The 20,221-nt window shown below is 69.8% G+C and carries 15 protein-coding genes; 9 read left to right on the forward strand and 6 right to left on the reverse strand.

The genetic code is table 11. From position 1 onward, the window contains the following. The first annotated feature begins 24 nt into the window (after positions 1–24). The 8 genes from CQ044_RS01645 (at position 25) to CQ044_RS01680 (ending at position 9,485) form a co-directional block, all read left to right on the forward strand. Positions 25–855 (forward strand): CPBP family intramembrane glutamic endopeptidase, encoded by an 831-nt coding sequence (locus CQ044_RS01645; protein ID WP_105686378.1) that lies wholly within the window; start codon positions 25–27, stop codon positions 853–855. Between the two features lie 54 nt (positions 856–909). Beyond that, on the forward strand, positions 910–1,908 hold the full coding sequence (locus tag CQ044_RS01650; RefSeq protein WP_258133104.1) for a formylglycine-generating enzyme family protein: 999 nt from the start codon (positions 910–912) through the stop codon (positions 1,906–1,908). Continuing rightward, complete coding sequence (locus CQ044_RS01655; protein ID WP_045273506.1) at positions 1,905–2,267, forward strand: YidH family protein; 363 nt, start codon at positions 1,905–1,907, stop codon at positions 2,265–2,267. Before CQ044_RS01650 ends, CQ044_RS01655 begins: the two co-directional genes overlap by 4 nt. Beyond that, on the forward strand, positions 2,264–2,605 hold the full coding sequence (locus CQ044_RS01660) for a YidH family protein (protein ID WP_105686380.1): 342 nt from the start codon (positions 2,264–2,266) through the stop codon (positions 2,603–2,605). Before CQ044_RS01655 ends, CQ044_RS01660 begins: the two co-directional genes overlap by 4 nt. A 134-nt stretch (positions 2,606–2,739) precedes the next feature. Further along, positions 2,740–3,873: an ROK family transcriptional regulator gene (locus CQ044_RS01665; RefSeq protein ID WP_105686381.1), complete on the forward strand. Its 1,134-nt coding sequence runs from the start codon at positions 2,740–2,742 to the stop codon at positions 3,871–3,873. Positions 3,874–3,978: 105 nt separating this feature from the next. Then, positions 3,979–5,394, forward strand: coding sequence for an MFS transporter (locus CQ044_RS01670; protein WP_181158141.1), 1,416 nt, complete (start codon positions 3,979–3,981; stop codon positions 5,392–5,394). A gap of 33 nt (positions 5,395–5,427) precedes the next feature. Beyond that, complete coding sequence (locus tag CQ044_RS01675) at positions 5,428–8,016, forward strand: beta-glucosidase (RefSeq protein ID WP_105686384.1); 2,589 nt, start codon at positions 5,428–5,430, stop codon at positions 8,014–8,016. Further along, on the forward strand, positions 8,013–9,485 hold the full coding sequence (locus CQ044_RS01680) for a sulfatase (protein WP_105686385.1): 1,473 nt from the start codon (positions 8,013–8,015) through the stop codon (positions 9,483–9,485). The genes CQ044_RS01675 and CQ044_RS01680 overlap by 4 nt, the downstream gene beginning before the upstream one ends. Before the next feature lie 64 nt (positions 9,486–9,549). On the opposite strand, the gene CQ044_RS01685 is transcribed toward CQ044_RS01680, so the two are convergent. Genes CQ044_RS01685 through CQ044_RS01700 form a run of 4 tightly spaced genes read right to left on the reverse strand, consistent with a single transcriptional unit; the run spans position 9,550 to position 16,404 of the window. Beyond that, positions 9,550–10,989 (reverse strand): glycoside hydrolase family 1 protein, encoded by a 1,440-nt coding sequence (locus tag CQ044_RS01685; protein WP_105686387.1) that lies wholly within the window; start codon positions 10,987–10,989, stop codon positions 9,550–9,552. Positions 10,990–11,008: 19 nt separating this feature from the next. Beyond that, positions 11,009–13,435: a glycoside hydrolase family 3 protein gene (locus CQ044_RS01690; RefSeq protein ID WP_105686389.1), complete on the reverse strand. Its 2,427-nt coding sequence runs from the start codon at positions 13,433–13,435 to the stop codon at positions 11,009–11,011. Between the two features lie 37 nt (positions 13,436–13,472). Next, complete coding sequence (locus tag CQ044_RS01695) at positions 13,473–15,104, reverse strand: family 20 glycosylhydrolase (protein ID WP_105686390.1); 1,632 nt, start codon at positions 15,102–15,104, stop codon at positions 13,473–13,475. Between the two features lie 25 nt (positions 15,105–15,129). Then, positions 15,130–16,404: an MFS transporter gene (locus CQ044_RS01700; RefSeq protein WP_105686395.1), complete on the reverse strand. Its 1,275-nt coding sequence runs from the start codon at positions 16,402–16,404 to the stop codon at positions 15,130–15,132. A 114-nt stretch (positions 16,405–16,518) separates the two neighbouring features. On the opposite strand from CQ044_RS01700, the gene CQ044_RS01705 reads away from it, so the two are divergent. Beyond that, the gene (locus CQ044_RS01705) at positions 16,519–17,640 is read left to right on the forward strand and encodes a TetR/AcrR family transcriptional regulator (RefSeq protein ID WP_105686396.1); all 1,122 of its coding nucleotides are present in this window, start codon (positions 16,519–16,521) and stop codon (positions 17,638–17,640) included. Between the two features lie 28 nt (positions 17,641–17,668). Here CQ044_RS01705 and CQ044_RS01710 read toward each other — a convergent pair whose 3' ends face one another. Continuing rightward, complete coding sequence (locus CQ044_RS01710; protein ID WP_105686398.1) at positions 17,669–19,519, reverse strand: sulfatase-like hydrolase/transferase; 1,851 nt, start codon at positions 19,517–19,519, stop codon at positions 17,669–17,671. A 91-nt stretch (positions 19,520–19,610) separates the two neighbouring features. Continuing rightward, entirely contained in the window at positions 19,611–20,216 is a 606-nt protein-coding gene (locus tag CQ044_RS01715; RefSeq protein WP_105686400.1) for a TetR/AcrR family transcriptional regulator, read from the reverse strand. Positions 20,217–20,221: the final 5 nt, after the last annotated feature.

Here is a 20,221-nt window from a genome sequence, read left to right on the forward strand (position 1 = left end):
CACCCAGGATCGGACAGGAGCGAGATGAACGACGTGGTGGCCCTCGGCACCAACGGCTGGCAGCGATTCTGGAACCGCGGCGGGTGGTGGAAGGCGTTGATCGCCGTGGTCGCCTACTACCTGCTCTATCAGTACGTGCCCCTCTGGACCCTCGGGCCGTTCGTCGGCGGTCTCACGGATCCTGCGGCGAAGATCCTGGTCACGACAGGCGTGCCGATCGCGTTCGGCTGCGTGGTGCTGATCGTGTTCGCGTGGTCGATCGGCTGGCTGCGCGAACTGTTCGGCCGGCAGCCGATCCGGGGCCGCGGATGGATGTGGATCGCCGTCGCGATCACGCTGCTGTTCAACGTGCTGCACTTCGCGACGATCGACTACGCGACCGCCGGGGCGGGGATCGTCCTCGCCTGGATCATCACCGGCCTGTTCATCGGGTTCGCCGAGGAGGTGCTCACACGGGGCCTGGTGGTGAACCTCATGCGCAAGGCGGGGCATCGCGAGCTCACCGTCGCACTCGTCTCCGCGGCGCTGTTCGCGGCGATGCATGCCGGCAACATGTTCAGCGGGCAGGCGCTCCTGCCCACGCTGGTGCAGCTCGTCTACACCTTCGCCTTCGGCATCTGCATGTATCTGGCCCTGCGGGTCACCGGCGCCCTGATCTGGCCGATCCTGCTGCATGCGACCACCGACCCTTCGATCTTCCTGCAGTCGGCCTACCCCGCCGCGGGTCCGCTCACGGGCTTCGCGGCGTCGGGCAACATCGTGGTGATCATTGCCGGTCTCGTCCTCCTGATCTTCATCCGCGGTCGGGTCGCCGTCCCGGAAGCCCCGCGGGACGGCGCCCTTCCTCGATCCTGAGGCCGAGCCGCGCCGGTTTCGTCCGCGGGCGTGACAGCGAGGAAGATGGAACCCATGGGTGAAACGACCTCCTGCGGGCCGGACTGCGCGTGCGGCGCTCCGCCGCGCGACGTGCTGTCCGGCGGGCGCATGGCGCTTCCGCTGCTCGGCGCGCGTGAGACAGGCGGGGGAGACGCGGTCGGACGACACGCGATCGCGCAGGTGCGGGTCCCCGCCGGATCCTTCGTCATGGGCGATTCCTCGGGCGATGAGAACCGGGGCGACGGCGAGACGCCCCGGCATCGGGTCGCGCTCGAGGGCTTCGAGATCGACGCGACCACCGTCACGAACGCCGACTTCGCCCGCTTCGTCGAGGCCACCGGCTACCGTACGGAGGCGGAGACCTTCGGCTTCTCCGCCGTGTTCCACCTGGCCGTGAGTGCACCAGACGCCGACGTCATGGGCCCGGCCGCCGGCACCCCGTGGTGGTACGGCGTGCGCGGCGCGGACTGGGCGCACCCCGGCGGATCCCGCTCGGATGTGGACGGACTCGCCGACCACCCCGTCGTGCATGTGAGCTGGAACGACGCCGCGGCCTACAGTGCATGGGCGGGCCGCCGGCTGCCCACCGAAGCCGAGTGGGAGTACGCCGCCCGCGGCGGGCTGGACGGGGCGAAGTACCCGTGGGGCGACGAGGAGCCGGACGACGGCGGGTGGCGCACGAACATCTGGCAGGGCGCCTTCCCGCGCGAGAACACCCTCGACGACGGCTGGCTGACGACGGCTCCGGTGCGCGCCTTCGCCGCCAACGGCTACGGACTGTTCCAGCCCGTCGGCAACGTGTGGGAGTGGTGCGCGGACTGGTTCGATCCGCGCGCCTACGAGCGCTCGGCCGAGGCGGATCCGCGTGGCCCCTCGCTGGGCATGGCGCGCGTGCTGCGCGGCGGCAGCTACCTGTGCCACATCTCCTACTGCAATCGCTACCGGAACTCCGCGCGCAGCTCGAACACGCCCGACTCGTCGATGGGCAACGCCGGATTCCGCACCGTCTCGCTCCGAACGGAGAACGTATGAGCACCAGCCGCTTCCCCCGGCGCGTCTACGACCGCGGCGAGGAGCCGGACGCCCGGTTCACGCTCGCGAACGAGCGCACGTTCCTGGCGTGGATCCGTACCTCCCTCGCGCTGCTCGCGGGTGGTGTCGCGCTCGAGGCGCTGGGCCTGGGCATGCACCCCGGATTCCGGCACGCGGCGTCGATCCTGCTCATCGTGGCGGGTCTGCTGACCCCCGTGCAGGCGTGGCTGGGCTGGATGCGCACCGAGCGCTCGCTGCGGGAGTCGACCCCGCTGGGCCCGCCGTGGATCGCGATCCCGCTCGCCGTCGTGGTCGTGGCGACCGGGATCCTGGTGCTGCTCGGGGTGCTGCTGGCGTGACCGGCGAACCGGAGCGGGTCTTCGACCCCGGCCTGCAGCCCGAGCGCACCGCCCTGGCGTGGCGGCGGACCGCGCTCGCGCTCGCCGGAGGATCCGTGGTCATCATGCGTATCCTGCCGTCCGTGATCGGCGGGGCGGCGCTCGCGCTCGGGTTCGCCGGCCTCGCTCTCGCACTGATCGTGCTGGTCGGCTCGCACCGGCGCTACCGGCGCCAGCACAGGGCGCTCACCTCGACCGAACCGGTCGTGCTGCGCTCGGGCTGGCCGGTCGCCGCGCTGACCGGCGCGACGCTGCTCGTCGGCGTGCTCTGCCTGCTGTTCGTGCTCGGCCGGGCGTGAGCCCCTGTCGGGAGGGCCGCCGGTGGCGATGCCGCGGCAAGGTATGTTTCGAGGGACGAGAAGACCATGATCGGTGAGATCGTCCTCAGGCCGGGACGGCGACGAGCTCCGACATCGAGGTGATCAGAGGCAGGATGAGCGACGCACGCGTACCTTCGGGCGGGAGTCCACTGCGCAGATTCCGGATCGCACACGAACGAGAGCTGATCCGGGTGCTCCGGGTCAGGGGACCGCTCACGCGTCAGGAGCTGATCGATGAGACGGGGCTCTCCCGCACCACGCTCTACGCGATCATCGGCGAGCTTCTGGAAGCGGGGGCGATCGTCGAGTCGCCGTCGCGCGAAGCTCCCCGCCGTGGCAGACCCGTCTCCGTGATCTCGCTGGATCCGCGGTCCTCCTCGGTCGTCGGTGTGGAGATCGGGCGGACGCACATCGGGGTCGTCGTCGCGAATCTCGCGCACGAGGTCATCGCCAGCGTCTCCCAGGCCTTCGAGCTGGAGAGGACCGCCGACGAGATAGCGAGAGGCGCCATCGACGCCGTTCATGACGCCTTCACGGAGAACGGACTGTCCTTCGGCCGCCTCGATGCGATCGTGATCGGCATTCCCCTCTTCTTCGGGGGGACATCCGAGGGAGGGGAAGAGCTGCAAGCCGACCTCGGCGAGCGCATAGGGCAGGCATTCGGGGTGCAGCCCGTGTTCGAGAACAACGCACGCCTGGTAGCTCTTGCGGAGATGCAGTTCGGATCGGCCGCGGGCGTGGACGATCTCCTCTACGTGCATCTGGACGAGGGCGTCGGGGGAGGAATCGTCCTCGGGCGACGCCTGATCGTCGGGCCGCACGGACGCGCCGGAGAGCTCGGCCATGTCAGCGTGAGTGCGGAGGGCCCCGTGTGCTGGTGCGGGGGAAGGGGGTGCCTTGAACGGTACCTGGCACTTTCCGAGCTCTCCGAGAGGACCGGATTCCCCATCGCGGACCTTCTCGGCGCGCCGGACCTCGCTGATCGGATCGATGAACAGATCGGACTTCTCGCGCGCGTGGTCGCGGGCCAGCTGAGTGCGCTCGATCTGAGGGTCGTCATCCTCGGAGGCGTGCTCGGGAACGTCGATGGCGTGGCCGCTCGGGTGGCCGACCATCTCGCGTCGATCGTGCCCGCGTACATCCGCGAATCCGTCGAGGTGCGGGCAGCTTCTCTGGGCGCTTTGGGCTCGGCGCGCGGCGGAATCGTCCTGAGCCTCGCGGGGGGAGCATCGGCCGTCACGGATTAATTCCGAAAACTTGACATTAATCACTGCGCGTTCGTATCCTCGGGTGACGGCGCGGGATTTCCGGCCGGATCCCGCGCAACGACAACGATGTCAGGAGCACCTGCGATGCGTGAACGACCCCTGCGACCGGCCAGAGCCGATCGTCCCTTCGGATGGCGAGACAAGGTCGGATACCTGCTCGGCGATTTCGGCAACGACTTCGTCTTCATCTTCGCCTCGTCATTCTTGATGGTGTTCTACACCAACGTCGCAGGATTGGATCCGGCTGCGGTGGGACTCATCTTCCTGATCGTTCGGGTGATCGACGCGTTCGTCGATGTCGCATGGGGGCGGTTCCTCGACACGCATCGGGCCTCCCCGCGCGGACGGTTCCGTGTGTGGATCGGCCGGATGGCGCTGCCGCTCGCGGTGGTGAGCGCATTGCTCTACGTGCCGATGATCGGAGACTGGGCGTACGGCGTCCGTCTCGCCTATGCGGGCATCACGTATCTGCTGTGGGGCTCGTGCTTCTACATGATGGTCAACATCTCGTACGGCTCGATGGCCTCGGTCATGACCGAGGACCCGGCGCAACGCTCGGCTCTGTCCGTCTGGCGGTCGACGGGCGCTTCCGCCGCAGGACTCTTCGTCGGAGTGGTGCCTCCGCTTTTCATCTACGCGACGGTGGACGGCGTGTCACAGGTCCATCCCATGAACCTCTTCCTCACGGCGACCGCGTTCGCGGGCGGGGCGCTGGTCTTCCTGCTTCTTTGCTACAGGATGACCAACGAGCGGGTCGTCGTCGCGCCGTCTGCGCAGAGAAGGGGACTCGGCACCGTACTGGGGGCTCTCTCCAGGGACAAGGCGCTGCTGACCCTGGTCCTCGCCAACCTCGTGATGATGATCGGCCAATTCCTCTCGCAGTCGATGGCGCCGTACCTCTGGCTCAACTACTTCAACAACGGCCAGCTGTCATCGATCGCGGCCGTTCTCGGCATCGCGCCAGTGCTGCTCATCGCCCCCTTCGCCACCCGGCTCGGGCGCAGGTTCGGGAAGAAGGAGATCGCCATCGTCGCGGGTGCCGTCGCGACAGGAATGCATCTGCTGACCTTTCTCCTGCACGTCACGAACCCGTGGGCGTTTCTCGGGCTCACCTTCCTCGGAAACCTCGGCATGTCCTTGTTCATGCTTCTGGTGTGGGCGTTCATCACGGACGTCATCGACGCCATCGACGTCAAGACCGGCAGCCGCGAGGACGGCACGGTCTACGCGATCGTCGTCTGGGCGCGCAAGCTCGGGCTCGCCGCGGTCGGCGGCCTCAGCGGCTTCGCCTTGGCAGCGATCGGCTTCCATGCGGGGCAGGCGACGCAGAGCCACGAGACGGTCGCCGGGATCTACGCCATCGCGACGCTGGGGCCGGCGATCCTGTTCGCGCTCTTCACGCTGGTCATGTGGTTGCTCTATCCGCTCACGCGTGCCCGAGTCGAAGCCAATGCCGCAGCGCTCGCTTCCCGCCGCGCCGCGCCGGTCGTCGTCGACTGACCACTTCCTTCAGATACAGAAAGCAGCACACTCATGGATGAAATCCTCGCCGCCCTGTTCGCCACCAGTGAGACGCGGTCGGCGTCGCCTGCCCCCGTACCGACCGGCGCTCGTTGGGGAGACCGGTCTCTGCCGCACGCCGAGCGCGCATCCGCGCTTCTGGAGGCGCTGACGCTCGAGGAGAAGTCCGCGCTGCTCTACGGGCGGGGCCTCAAACTGTCACCGGAGCGCAACGTCTGGCAGGCATGGGTGAAGGGCAACGACCGGCTGGGCATCCCCGACGTCACCCAGGGGGACAGCCCCGCGAGCGCGCTGGTCGGACCGCCTCATGTCACGCAGATCCCGTCCGAGCACTCTCTCGGTGCCTCGTTCGACCAGGGCAGCACCCGGAGGGCCGCGCGCGTGCTCGCAGCGCAGGTCCGGCGCCTCGGATACGGGGTGTGGCACGCTCCGACTCTGGACATCACCCGGGATCCTCGCCACGGGCGCGTACACGAGAATTTCGGAGAGGACGGTTATCTCGTGTCGCTTGCGGGTGAGGCGTACGCTCGCGGATTCGATGATGAGCGTGTCGTACCCGACCTGAAGCACTTCGGAATGAATGCGGTGGAGACAGATCGCCTCACGACCGACTACGTCATCGACACGGACAGGCTGATCGGCCACTACCTGGCACCCTTCCGATCGGTGCTGGCCAACACGCGGATCTCGATGATCATGACCGCCTACGCGAAGGTCAACGGCGTGCATGTGAATGATCTCCCCGACTACTTCGACCTCCTGCGCAAGGACTGGGGGTTCGAGGGCATCGTCCGCAACGACGCGATGGCGGTGCACTCCCTCGCGTCGCTGAGTCACGGGATGGACCAGGAGTTCCGCGACGAGGAGTTCTTCGGCTCGGTACTGCTGTCGGAGATCGCCGCGGGCCGATTCGACGAGGCGGACGTCGACGCTGCGGTTCTCCGCATCCTCACCACGATGCTCCGGACCGGTCTCTTCGACGACGCGCCTGTCCCGACCGAGTGGACAGGGCCGACAGAGGAGGAGACCGCTGCCGTCCGCGATGCCGCGGCACGCGGAGTCGTCCTGCTGGAGAATCGCGGGGCCCTTCTTCCCCTCGACCCCTCGGCCGCACCACGGATCGCGGTCTTCGGCCCGGCCGCCATCGACGATGCGATCGCGGGCGGACCCACCCGGCCGATCCTCGACCGGGACACGTTCCTCGATGCATTGCGCTCGGGAATGCCGGGCGCCGTGATCGAGCATGCGCCGGCTCTGGGACCCGTCGCGCTCACCGACGCGTTCCCCGGATTCGCCGAGCTCCCCATCGGCGCTTTCACGCACGACGGCGTGGAAGGCCTCCGCGTGACGTTCTTCGACGACGCCGGTGAAGAGCTCGAGACACGGGGAGGGGCAGGCCTGTCCCTTCAGACCGCGAACTGGGCCTTCGGCGGCGTGAGTCCTGGCATCTCGCCCGTCCGGGGAACGGTGCGGGCGCGCTGGGTCGGCACGTGGGCCTCCGAGGCGGGCGACCACGTGTTCGACGTCGTCACCGGCGGAACGCTCACGTTGCGGATCGATGGCGATGTCGTGCTCCAGCACGACGGGCGCGGCTACCAGTCGGAGCGGTCAGAGGCCGCCGTGACGATGGCGGCGGGGGAGCACCTCGTCGAGGCAGAGTACCTTTTGCCGGATCCGCGTCAGGGCGCATTCGTCGAAAGCTCCGCGGGGGCTGTGAAGATCGGCGTGATGGACCCGTCGGGGGCGATTCCGACAGCGCTCCGCGAGGTCGCTTCGCGGGCCGCGGCGGCGGACCTCGCGATCGTCGTCGTCCGCGACATCGCGAGTGAGGGATTCGATCGGCTGACGCTGCGTTTGCCCGGTCGCCAGGACGAGCTCATCAGCGCCGTCGCGGCAGCCAACCCGCGTACCGTCGTGGTGCTCGAGACGGCGAGCGCCGTGCTCACCCCGTGGCGGGAGAGCATCGGTGCTCTCGTGCAGGGCTGGTATGGCGGAAGCCGTGGCAATGCCGCGATCGTCGACGTGCTCACGGGCGAGAAGGATGCCTCGGGACGACTCCCGGTGACCTTCCCCGCCCGGGATGAGGACCTTCCGACCTTCGCCGCGATCCGTTTCCCCGGTGTCGACAAGGTGATCCGCATGGATGAGGACGAGACCGGGTACCGCTTCTTCTCGCGCTCCGCATCACCTGATGTCGCCTACCCGTTCGGATACGGCTTGTCCTACGCATCCGTCGAGATCGGGGATCTGTCGGCGCCGGCCAGCGTCATCATCCCTGTTGGTGCTGCGGACAGCGGCGCACGAACAGATCGAGTCCCCGTCACCGTGACCGTCCGCAACACCGGCGGCAGAGCGGGCACCGTCGTTCCGCAGCTGTACGTGACATCGCCCGGGTCGGAGACGGCTCAGCTCAAGGCGTTCGCTTCCGTGGATCTGGAGCCCGGTGAACAGCGGGTCGTCGACCTGTCCATCGCCTGGGCCGACCTCGCGGTCTTCCGCGGCGGCGCATGGAGCATCCCGGAGGGGACTCACCTGTTCCGCGTCGGAGCGCACGCCGAGGACGATCTGATGCGCGCCGAGGTGGAGGTGGTCGTCCGATGAGCGCGGAGCGTCGTCCCAACGTCGTCATGATCCTCACCGATGACCATGCCTCGCGCACGATCGGGGCCTACGGATCCGAGATCAACGCGACGCCGCGGATCGATGAGATCGGCAAGGCGGGCTGGCGGTTCGACCACTGCATGGTGGGCAACGCGCTCTGCTCACCGAGCCGGGCGTCCATTCTGACGGGCACGCACAGCCATGTGAACGGCGTCACCACCCTGGTCACGCCGATCGACGCCAGTCAGCCCACGTTCGTCTCCCAGCTGAAGGCCGCCGGCTATCGGACTGCGATGATCGGCAAATGGCACATGGGCCACGGCGAAGGCCATGACCCCCAGGGATTCGACTACTGGGACGTGCTCATCGGAGCCGACGGGCAGGGCGAGTACTGGAATCCACTGTTCCTCTCCGCCGAGGGGGAGCACGTGGTCGAGGGCTATGCGACGGATGTCATCACCGACATGGCCCTGAACTGGGTGGACTCGCTCCAGGGCGATGACCCCTGGTGCGTGCTGATCTACCACAAGGCCCCCCATCGACCTTGGCAGCCGAAGCCCGAGCACGCGGCGCTGTACCGCAACGCGATCCCGCTCCCGGACACCTTCGATGACGACTACGAGTCGCGATCGAGCTCGGTACGTCGTGCGCTGATGCGCGTCGCCGACAGCCTCAACGTGGATGACCTCAAGCAGGACGTGCCAGAGGGACTCGACTACGACGCGGCTGCGCGCTGGAAGTATCAGCGACTCATGGAGGACTACCTGGCGTGCGTGCACAGCGTCGACGAGAACGTCGGCCGCGTCATCGACTGGCTGCGCGCGCGCGGCGACTTCGATGACACCCTGTTGATGTACGCCTCGGACCAGGGCTTCTTCCTCGGCGAACACGGGTGGTTCGACAAGCGGCTGATGTTCGAGGACTCGCTGCGCATGCCGATGCTGATGAGCTATCCGAGGAAGGCGCCGGGCGGCGGGGTGCACGAGGGGCTCGTCATGAACGTCGACTTCGCGCAGTCGATCCTCGAAGCTGCGAACGTTCCTTCGCATCCGCGTATGCACGGGCGCAGTTTCTGGCGGGATCTCACCGGGGAAGACCCGGAACCGGCGGCGGAAGGCGTGTACTACCGCTACTGGGAGCATGACGATGTCTTCCACCATGCGCCCGCCCACTACGGCTACCGCACGGACCGCTACAAACTCATCTACTACTACAACGACGGACTCGGCATTCCCGGAACGGGGCCCTTCGCCTACCCGCCCGAGTGGGAGCTCTACGACCTTCGTGAGGATCCGGAGGAAGTGCACAACGTCGCCGCGGATCCGGCGTACCGAGAGGTGCGCGAGATGCTGGAAGCAGCGATGTGGAGAGAGCAGGAGCGCCTCGGCGATGCCCCGCACCCGAGTCAGCCCCTTCCCCGCCTTCTCGTGCAGCGGGACGACCTCGTCCAAGGGGCAGCGGGACGCTGACGGCGAAACACCCCGTGCCGCCCTCGGTGAGAGGGCGGCACGGGGTTCCTGCGGGCGGAGCGGATCAGACGATCGCGCGGAGGCGCTCGTCGAGGGCGTCGAGCGCCTCCGCCGAGAGCACATCCTTCGCCATGCCGGCGACGGCGGCGAGCGGGAAGGCCCTCGCCATGCCGATCATCGGGTGCGCGCCGATTCCGGGTGCCGCAGCCTCGAGCAGCGTCCTGCTGCGCTCGTCGTCCAGGAGGTCTCCCAAGGGGGAGTCCCGGGAGAACAGCGCCGAGGATCCGGGGGCCGCGGCGGGATCCGGTGCGAACGTCGCGGTCCCGGCGGGGATCCCGGCGGCCCCCGTGCGGGCGACCTCGCCCAACCAGGCGAGACTCGGCTTGGGCGTGCGGACGAAGGTCTCCCGATCGACGGCGATCAGCCCGAACGTCGGCGCCCAGTGCCCCCACTCGTAGTTGTCCAGCGCCGACCAGTGCAGATAGCCGCGGACGTCGATCCCGTCCTCGATCGCCGCGGCGAGATGCCGGAGCGCCTCGGTCGTGTAGTCGATGCGGCGGGCGTCGTCGCCGGTCGCGATGCCGTTCTCCGTCACGAGCAGGGGGAGGCCGGTCACCTCGCGCGCGTGCCGCAGGGCAAGGCCGACGGCATCGGGACGGTACGCCCATCCACTGAGCGTGTTGTCCGGGTGCGCCGGATGCGGCACGGGGCCGTGCTCGTTCACCGGCTGGGTCGTGTACGACTGCACACCGACGAAGTCGTCGTCGCGCGAGGCCTCCAGATAGAGGTCCTCCCACGCCCAGGTGACGTCGCGGAACATCTCCTCGTTGCCCGGCGTCGGAGTGAATGCCTGCTGCGCGATGGTCCAGCCGACCTTCGCCGTGGTGCGCTCGCGCAGCACGGCGGTCGCGATCCGATGCGCGTCGACCATCCGCTCCCCGAGCGCGGGATCCGGGCTCAGCGGGCCGTCGTGAGCGAGGGTGAACCCCTCGCCCTGCTCCACGCCGGCGAGGAACTTCTGCATGAGGGCGACCATGTTGGGCTCGTTGATCGTGCACACCCAGTCGACGCCGTCGAGGATCGTCGACACCTTCTCGACGTAGCGGCGCCAGCGATCGAGCGCTTCGTCGCCCATCCAGCCGCCGGCCTCGGCGAACCAGTACGGCGAGGTGAAGTGGTGGAGGGTGACGACCGGCTCGAGTCCGAGCTCGTGCGCGGTGTCGATCATGCGGCGGTAGTGGGCGAGCTCGGCGAGGGACCAGCGGTCCCGCTCCGGCTCGATCCGCGCCCACTCGATGCTGAACCGGTAGGCGTTCAGGCCCGCATCCGCCAGGAGGCGCATGTCCTCGGGGTAGCGGTGGTAGCTGTCGTCGGCATCGCCGGAGTATTCGGCCAGGAAGCCGCCGCCCTCCCAGCGCCAGATATCGCTCGAGGTGTTGTTGCCCTCCACCTGGTGCGCGGCGGTGGAGGCACCCCAGAGGAATCCTTCGGGTACTCGTGACATCGTCCTTCTCCTCGTCTCGTCAGTCGATCGTGATGATGTGCTCGTCGCCGAGGGCGTCGATGCCGGCGCCGATCCGCACGGCGTAGCGCCCGGGCTCCGCGATCCAGGCGTGCTCCTGGACCGACCAGTGCTGGAACGCGCGTCGCGGGATCTCGATGGCGATCGGGGTCGCGGCCCCCGCCTCGGCGCGGACCGTGGCGAATCCGGCGAGCCAGAGCGCGGGGCGCTCGACGGCCGACTCGTCCACCCGGGACACGAAGGCCTGGACGACCTGCTTGCCGCTGCGGCCTCCGACGTTGGTCACGGTCGCGGAGATCTGTGCGCCGCCGTCGTCGGACGGAACCGCCTTCACGTCGGCGATGCGCCACTGCGTGTAGCCGAGACCCGCACCGAAGGCGGCGACCGGTCCCGGACCGTCCTGGCGCGCCGTCCAGGCGCGGTAGCCGATGTTCAGGCCCTCGTCGTAGGCCAGCGTGCCGTCCTGCGGCGTCGTGTTCCACACGGGCACGTCTTCCTGGTGACGCGCCCACGTCGTGGTCATCCGGCCACCGGGCTCGACAGCTCCGCTGAGCACGTCGGCGAGGGCCGTGCCGAACTCCTGCCCGGGGAACCAGCTCAGCAGCACCGCCGCCACGTCGTCGGCCCACGGCATGAGCACGGGCGCTCCGGAGTTCACGACCACGATGGTGCGATCGTTGACGGCGGCGATCCGGCGCACCAGATCGTCCTGCCCCTCGGGGAGAGCGAGGGACGGGCGGTCGAAGCCCTCGGATTCGATGCTCTCGCTGGTGCCGACCACGACGATGGCGACGTCTGCATCCCTGGCGGCGTCGATCGCGCGCTGCAGCTCGACCTCCGGATCGCCGAACACGCTCTCCGTGCCGAGGAGGATCATCGCGAACGGGAAGCCCCCGGGGAGGAACGGCACGAGGTCGAGCTCGATCCGCACCTGCTGCCCGGCCTCGAGGTCGACCTCGGCGGAGCGGACGGGAGGGTGAAGGACACCGGAGACCAGTTCGGCACTGGCCGGGGCGATCTCCTCGTCGACCACGGTCACGCCGTCGACCCGGAGCGTCACCTGACCCAGCCCGGCGAAGCCGATCCGCTGCGGACCGGACTGCTCCGCGGTGTAGACGGTGCGGAACTCCAGCCGCTTCGACCGCGCCAGCTCCGGGGCGAAGAGCCAGCCGAAGCGGCCGGACGGGAACGTCTCGGCACCGAACTCCGCACCGGATTCGTCGATGTAGTGCACCCGGGTCCCTGCCGCGCCATCGGGTGCGGTGAGCGCGCCCCGGGGGAACGGGCGCAGCTCGGAGACCGGAGGCAGCCCCGGCGCCGACACCGCGCCGGGGAAGGCAGCGGCGATGCCGTCCCAGGGGGAGTGCTCGACCGCGGGGAACACCATGGCGGATCCACCTCCCTGACCGCGCCCGTGCAGCGCGTGCTGACCGATCACCGCGACCTTCGGTGCGCCGTGGAGCGGCAGCACGCCGTCGTTGCGGACGAGCACCATGCCGTCCGCGGCCGCTTCGCGCAGCAGCTCTGCGATCTCGGGCGCGGTCCACGCCGGGACGTGCTTCGCCGCGGGCGCCCCTTCCAAGGCGCCGATCCTCGCCGCCAGGCGGAGCAGGCGCTCGACCTTCTCGTCCACCGCGGATTCGGGCACCTCGCCCGCCTGCACGGCGGCAACGAGCGCGGCGCCCCAGGGGCCGTCAGGACCGGGCATCACCAGGTCCTGGGCGGCGTTGGCGCTCGGCACGGTGTCCTTCACGCCGTGCCAGTCGGAGACCACGACGCCGTCGAAGCCCCACTCGCTCTTCAGCGGGGTGCGCAGCAGATCGTTCGACGCGGCGTACGCGCCGTTGACCTTGTTGTAGGAGGACATGACCATCCAGGCGCCGGCCTGCACGGCCCGCTCGAACGGGGCGAGATAGAGCTCCCGCAGCGTGCGCTCGTCGACGATCACGTCGACGCTCTCCCGGTCGGTCTCGCTGTCGTTCGCGATGTAGTGCTTGGGCGTCGCCGCGACGCCCTCCGCCTGCAGCGACTCGATGTAGGCCGCGGCGATCTCGCCGGTCAGCCACGGGTCCTCGCTGTACGCCTCGAAGTGCCTGCCGCCGCGCGGCGAGCGGTGCAGGTTGATCGTCGGGCCCAGCACGACGCCGACGCCCTTCGCGCGGGCCTCGGCTGCGATGAGCTTCCCGAGCTTTCGCACGCGGTCGAGATCCCAGCTCGCCGCGATCGACGTGGCGGAGGGGAGGCTCGCAGACGGATCCCGGTCGTCCAGCGCGGGCCCGCGGACTCCGGTGGGTCCATCGGAGACCATGATCGACGACAGGCCGACGGCCGGTTCGGCGGCGAGCGTCCACGTCGACGCCCCGGTCAGGAGGGTCACCTTCTGCTCCAGGGAGAGCCGGGATACGAGTGCGGGCAGATCGGGGGTCATGCGGTCATCCTTTGCGGGGTGGGTGCGGTCGGGGTCGTCATCGTCCGCCGACGGAGGGGGCGGCGAAGAAGGTGAGGCCGCCTCGGCGCCACAACGGCTCCTGTGCGGCGAGGCGAGGACGGAGGTCCTCCCAGGTGCGGGCGGGGCCCGCGTCCCAGGCGCGCTGGGCGAGCAAGGGCAGGCGCGGGAGGAGCAGGAAGGTGAGGTCGTCGAAGCTCTGCACCGTCTCGCACCAGATGGCAGCTTCGAAGCCGACGACGTCGAGCTGGTCGTCGGTGTCGAATCCGGGGATCGGTGCGGTCGCCGCATGCTCGATCGTCACCGCCGGATAGGTGGGCAGGCCGAGCCGGGATCGCCTGGCCTCGACCTCCGGATCCGTGGAGGCTTCGGCGTAGGGCGCGTCGAGGTAGGCGACGTCCGAGCGGGACATGATGACCCTCGCGTGCTGCGCGATCATGCGCCGGGGGTCGCTCGCCGCCGCCGCGAACGTGGTCGTGAGCATCTCGATGAGCCGGGGCGGAAGCATGCGGAAGAAGGGGTTCTCGTCGGCGTCGGGCAGAGGATCCTCGCCGATCCAGAGCTGCACCAGCTCGCCGGGTTCGGCGTCCGCGCGGGCCGTCTCCTGCCAGCCGACGGGCTCCTTGCCGTGGGCCCGGACGATCTCCCTGGCGCGGACGACGAACGCATCGTGCAGATCCTGAGGCATCCCGAACGCCTCGTCGCCGCCGATGTGCAGGTACGGGCCCGGCGTGCGGGCGGCGACGGCGCCGATCACCTCGTCCACGAATGTCCAGACCTCGTCCTTGCGGGGGTCGAGGAACTGCGGGGCGAAGTCCTCGGAGGCCATCCGTGCGATCGCCTCCACGGGATCCACGATCACGGGCTGGGCGGTGCCGGTGGGCGACAGCTCGGGGTAGGCGGCGATCGCGGCCCCGCTGTGACCCGGCATGTCGATCTCGGGGACGACGGTGATGTGCCGGGCGGCCGCATGCGCGACGATCGCGGCGAAGTCCTCCTCCGTGAAGCACGAGGATCCCGGCGGCGTGAGCGCGGGCCGCGACGGGATCTCGAGGCGCCAGCCCTGCTCGTCGGTCAGGTGCAGGTGCAGCACGTTCATCCGGTACCGCTCGAGCAGGTCGATCACCCGCAGCACCTCCGCGCGCGAGAACGTGTGCCGGACGACATCGAAGGAGAGTCCTCGCCAGGCGAGCGCGGGGCCGTCGAGGATCCGCACGGCGGGGAGCGCGAGCGCGCCTTCCGAGCGTCGCGCCTGCTCCGCGAGCGCACGGAGCACGGTCGTCGCGTGGTGCAGTCCGGCCGCTGCGCTGCCGACGAGACGTACGCCCTCCGGGGCGACCAGGAGCGAGAACCGTTCGGTGTCGAGGGAGCACCCGCTCGGCGTCACGCCGCGCGCCGGTGCGATCGCGGTGAGCGCGTCGTCCGAGGGATCGACGAGGAGGTGGATCCCTCCCGGCGCCGCCGCTCCTGTGCGCGGCGCGCTCAGCCGCACGCCGGTCTCCGCGAACAGACGGTCCACAAGGAGCTCCGCGACCGGAATCAGCTCGGGAGAGGCGACCGTCACGGTGGCGCCGTGGTGCAGGGCGAGGGTCCCCTCGCGCTCCTCGGCGAGGCGCGGTGCGGGCAGGAGCAGGGCAGCGGGGCGGTTCATGGCGGCGTCCTCTGGTCTGGCGGGTTCAGCGCACGGTGCGGATGGGGAGGACGGCGAGAGCTCCGGCGAGGCCGATCGCGCCGACCACCAGGAACAGCGGGCCGTAGCCGAGCGACATGACGATGAAGCCGGCCGCGGCAGGGGCGATCGTGCCGGGGAGGGTCGCCGCGAGGTTCAACACGCCCAGATCCTTGCCATAGGCCTCGGGGTCGGGCAGCACGGTCGCCATGAGGGCCTGGTCGACGGCGACGAAGGCGCCGAAGCCGATCGTCACGACGACGGACTGCAGGATCAGGCCGGTGACGGTCGGGACGAGGAACGGGATCGCGGCGCCGAGGGCGATGAGCAGGCCCGCGGCCAGGACGATGGGCTTCCGGCGTCCGATGCGGTCCGAGAGGGGGCCGGAGACGGCGGTCGCGATGAGCAGACCGGGAAGGGCGATCAGGCTCAGCAGTGGGACGAGGGACGTCGCCTCCTTCAGGGTGAGACCGATGTAGTCCTGCGCGATGTAGAGCGAGTAGGTCGAGGTCATGTAGTAGCCGCCGAAGAGCAGGATCCTGCCCATGAAGCCCCAGAAGAAGTCCGGGTGGCGGACCGGGTTGACCCAGAAGGCCGACAGGAACGCGCCGACGGAGAACGGGCGGCGCGGTTCGCCCCGGTTGTCGCGGCCGCGCACCAGGAGAGTGAACAGCAGGATGAGCACGACGACGAGTCCGGTGACGGCGGCATATCCGAGCGGGATCCGGTCGACGAAGAACGAGCCGAGGATCGGTCCGAGGACGGCGCCGAGCAGCACCCCGAGCCCGACGAACGTCGAGTAGCGGCCGCGGAAGCGCTCCGGCACCCGGTCGGGCAGCAGGGCGGAGAACGGGCCCTGCCACGCGTTGAACCCGAACTGCACGATGAGCATGCAGACGGTGAGGGCCGCCATGTTCGGCGCGAGGCCCGCGGTGAGCAGGCCGACCGTGCCGATCGCCGCTCCGGTCAGCATCCAGGGGTGCCGGGATCCCCACCGTGAACGGGTGCGATCGGACAGCACTCCGAAGATGGGCTGCGCGAGCATCGCCGCGATCGCGGACAGGGAGTGGATCAGGGCGAGGTGCTGGACCTTGGCGGCGGGGTCGAACTCCTGCACCTGGATCGCCATGAAGAAGCCGGCGGCGCCGTAGGCGATCGGGGCGGCCGCTGCGGCGAAAGGCGCGAGTCGGAACAGTCGGCGCAGGTCGACGGGCAGCCGGCTCGACGGCATGCCGGGGTCGCGCTCGAGCGTGGGGAAGGGGGCGTCAGCGTTGGTGGACATCGATGTCTCCAGGGCGAGAGGACTCGGGGGATCCTGATTCCGGGAGCATCTTCACTCTCGGACAGTGTCACCACCGTAGTGGTAAGTATTCGGATCTGCAAGACTCGATCGATCATGGAGAACGAGACGAAGGCGCGCGGCAGCTACCGCACGGGGCGCGAGCGGGTCGAGCGGATCCTCGATGCGGCGCACGAGCTGTTCATCGCGCAGGGCTACCGGGCGACCTCGCTGCGGGACATCGCGCGCTCGGCCGGAGTCTCGCACCCCGCCGTGCTGCGCTACTTCTCGTCCCGCGGCGAGATCCTCACCGCCCTGATCGCCCGTCTGGACGCCGAGAGCGCCGCGCGCTGGGAGCGTCGCGGCGAAGAGGGCGGGGAGCCCGTCTCGGCCTCGGCGATCGCGCGGGCGGGGCGGGCCGTGCCCGGGTGGATCGAGCTCTTCACCGCGCTGCTCGGAGAGGGCACGAGTCCCGAGCACCCCGGTCACGCGCTGATGCTGGAGCGCCGTCGCGCCGGCATCGCGCTCGCCATCGACTCCTACATGCGTCTGGGATCGACGGCGGCTCAGCGCGAGCGCGAGCTGCGGCTGCTCGTGGCGGGGTGGGAGGGGCTGCAGATCCTGTGGCTCTACTTCCCCGGCGAGATCGATCTCGTGGGTCAGCTCGCGCGGCACGAGAGCGATCTCGCCGGCGGATCCGCCCCGGAGCCCGCCGTCGCCGCGGAGGTCGCCCCGGAGTCCGCGGACTACGGCGTGGTGATCGCCGCGGCCGCGCGCCAGTACGCCGCGCACGGCTACTACGAGACGTCGATGCAGGCCGTCGCCGACGATGCGGGGATCACCCGCGCAGCGCTCATCCACACGGCGCCGACGAAGCGCGCCCTCCTCGACGCCGTGCTCTCCGGACTCTTCGGGGCGCCCGCGGATCACGCCGAGGTGCTCGGACTCACCGCGCGGCCGCGGTGGGTCACCGCGGCCGAGGTGGTCCTGATCTGCGAGGCGACCGTGCCGTCGCACCCGGCGCACGTGTTCTTCCGCGAGCGCCTCGCAGATGCCAGGACGTCGGTCGAGGGCATGCTCGCGGACGAGGGCGTGAAGGATCCCGCGATCGAGGCGGACTGGGTCGTCGGATCCTGTCTCGGGATCCTCATCGCCTGGCTCTACGAGCCGGAGCTCGTGGATCCGTCGGCGCTGCTGCAGGGGATCCTCAGCCGTGTGCGCTCGCGCGCGCAGCGCTGATCCGCTCTCGCCCCGATGCGCCTGCGGGTCAGCGCGCCGAGAGGATCGCCCTCGCGTCGAACACCACGGATTCCGGCGTGTAGGTCCCGTCGAGCTGGAAGAGCAGGTAGCGGGCGGCGCTCCCCAGGTACTCGTGTCCGCACCCGGCCGCGGTCTCGACGGCGTCGCGGTAGGGGCGGACGCGGTCGAGCTCGAGGAAGGTCAGGGCGTTCGCCGCCTCGAGCCGTGACCACACGCTGTCGTGGTCGCGGAGGATCCCGGAGAGCGCGCGATAGGCCGCCTCGTCGCCCGTGATCCGGGCGAGCGCCTCGGCGGCGGGGGTCGCGACCGAGGCGTCCTGATCCTCGATCGCGCGTCGCAGGCCCTCGGCGGCGGGCGCGACGACGTGGTTCGGGGAGAGCGCGAGCAGGCCGATCGCGCCCCATCTGCGCACCGTCGGGTCCGGATCCTGCAGGGCGGCGAGGAAGTCCTCGACGGCCGAGGCATCCCGATCGGCACCGCGGTCCGCGAGGGCGAGCACGCGCTCGAGCGGATAGGCGCCTGGCGCGCGGCTCTCGTCCCAGCCCTGCGCGGGGGAGTCCTCGGCGAGGAAGCCGTTGTCGTGCACGGCGAGGATGTGCGTGCGCAGAGCGGAGCTCAGCTCCGACTCGATGTCCGCGTGCGCTGTGGATCCGGCGAGGTTGACGACCTCGTGGGGATCGCTCTCGAGGTCGTACAGCTCGGCCCCGGGGGCCGGCTGCCACCAGCGCTCCTGGGCGGCGTCGAGCCGACCGTCGAGATGAGCCCGCTCCCACGCGCGGTAGCCCGCGGCGTTCCACGCGAACGCCTGATGCTGCAGATGCGGGCGGTGCGGCGTGTAGTTGCGGATGTAGCGGTAGCGCCCGCTGCGCACCGTGCGCGCCAGCTGATAGCGCTCGTCCATGCGGTTGCGCGCGCTGTAGGCATGAGCGGGCAGAGCGCGCGTCAACGGCTCCGCCCCCATGCGGGCGGGGACGTCGAGACCGGCGAGGTCCAGCAGGGTGGGGGCGATCGCAAGCGTCGAGACCGGCGAGGCGATGCGCGCGCCGGGGGCGCCCAGCGGCGAGCCGAGTCGTTCGGGGGTGGCGATGACGAGGGGGACATGCACGCCCTCCTCGTAGAGGAAACGCTTGCTGCGCGGCATCACCCCGCCGTGGTCGGAGGTCAGCAGGACGATCGTGTCGTCGGCGAGGCCGTCCTCCGCGAGCTGGGCCAGGAGGTCGGCGACGAAAGCGTCGTACGCGGCGACGGCGGAGTAGTAGACGGAGAAGTCACGGCGCACGGCGGGGTCGTCGGGCAGATAGGGCGGGACCTCGATGGCGTCGAGAGGGACCGCGGGCGGGAACGGCTTCCGGTCCATCTGGGCGAGGAACGGCGCGAGCGCCGTCATGAACGGCGAGTCCTCGTCGAACACCGAGGACTCGTGCGAGGCGTCGAAGTTGAACACCGCGACGAACGGTGCACCGTCGGGACGATTGCGCCAGTGCGCGGTCGCCGAGCTCTCCGCCCAGATCTCATCGGGATCGAAGGCCGCGTTGTAGTCGGTCTTGGCGTTGTTGGTGCAGTAGTAGCCGGCGTCCCGGAAGAGCTCCGGATAGGTGGTCATCCAGTCCGGCACGGGTGCCGCCGCCCTCATCCGATCGGCGGGGGAGTGGCTCTCCGGAGCGATGCCGGTGAGCAGGCCGAACCGCGAAGGGGCGCACACCGGTGCGGGCGAGCTCGCCGCCGTGAACACGACCCCGCGATCCGCGAGGGCGTCGATCGCGGGTGTGACGGCGAGGCGGTCGCCGTAGCAGCCGAACCACGGCGGGCAGTCCTCCGAGACGATCCAGAGCACATTGGGGCGCTTATCCGAGTCCACGTCGACCTCTTTCTAACTACCGAGTATTCAGTAGTTATAACAGAGCGGGTGAGATCGGCCAACCGCGGTCTCCGGGTCGTGTCGTCGAAGGTCAGGCGCGGGCGAGGGGAGCGACGGCCGCATCGAACGCGGCGATGAGGTCGAAGCCGGGCCGCAGCAGGTACTGGAGCTGCAGCCCGTCCATGAGCGCGATGATCTGCGATGCGGCGTCGTCTGCATCGAGGTCGGGGGCGAGTCGCCCGGCGCGGACGTCGCGGCGCAGGTAGTCCCTGAATTGCACTACCGCTCCGCGGTACCGACGCAGGAAGTAGTCGTGGGCGGGGTGCTCCGGATCCGTCGCCTCCGCGGCGAGCGTCACGAACAGCCGCATGAATCCGGGGCGCTCCAAGTTTCGACGCAGGATGTGGCGGCAGGACTCCAGGGTGCCGCCGCTCGCGTATGCGGCGTCCAGCGCCTCCTGATCCGCCTCGTTGCGGCGCTCGAGCGCCGCCAGCAGCAGGTCCTCCTTGGTGGGGAAGTAGTGCAGCAGGCCCTGGATGGTGAGCCCGATCTCATCGGCGACGGTCTTCAGGGATCCCTGCCGGTAGCCCTGGCGCCCGAACACGGCGACGGCGGCGTCCAGGATCTGCGCGCGGCGCTCCTCGGGGTTGAGCCGGGCTGCCCTGGTGCGCCGGGTCGGCGTCGACTGATCCGTCATGCCCT

The organism is Microbacterium sp. MYb64, from assembly GCF_002979495.1.
Taxonomy (GTDB): Bacteria; Actinomycetota; Actinomycetes; order Actinomycetales; family Microbacteriaceae; genus Microbacterium; species Microbacterium azadirachtae_A.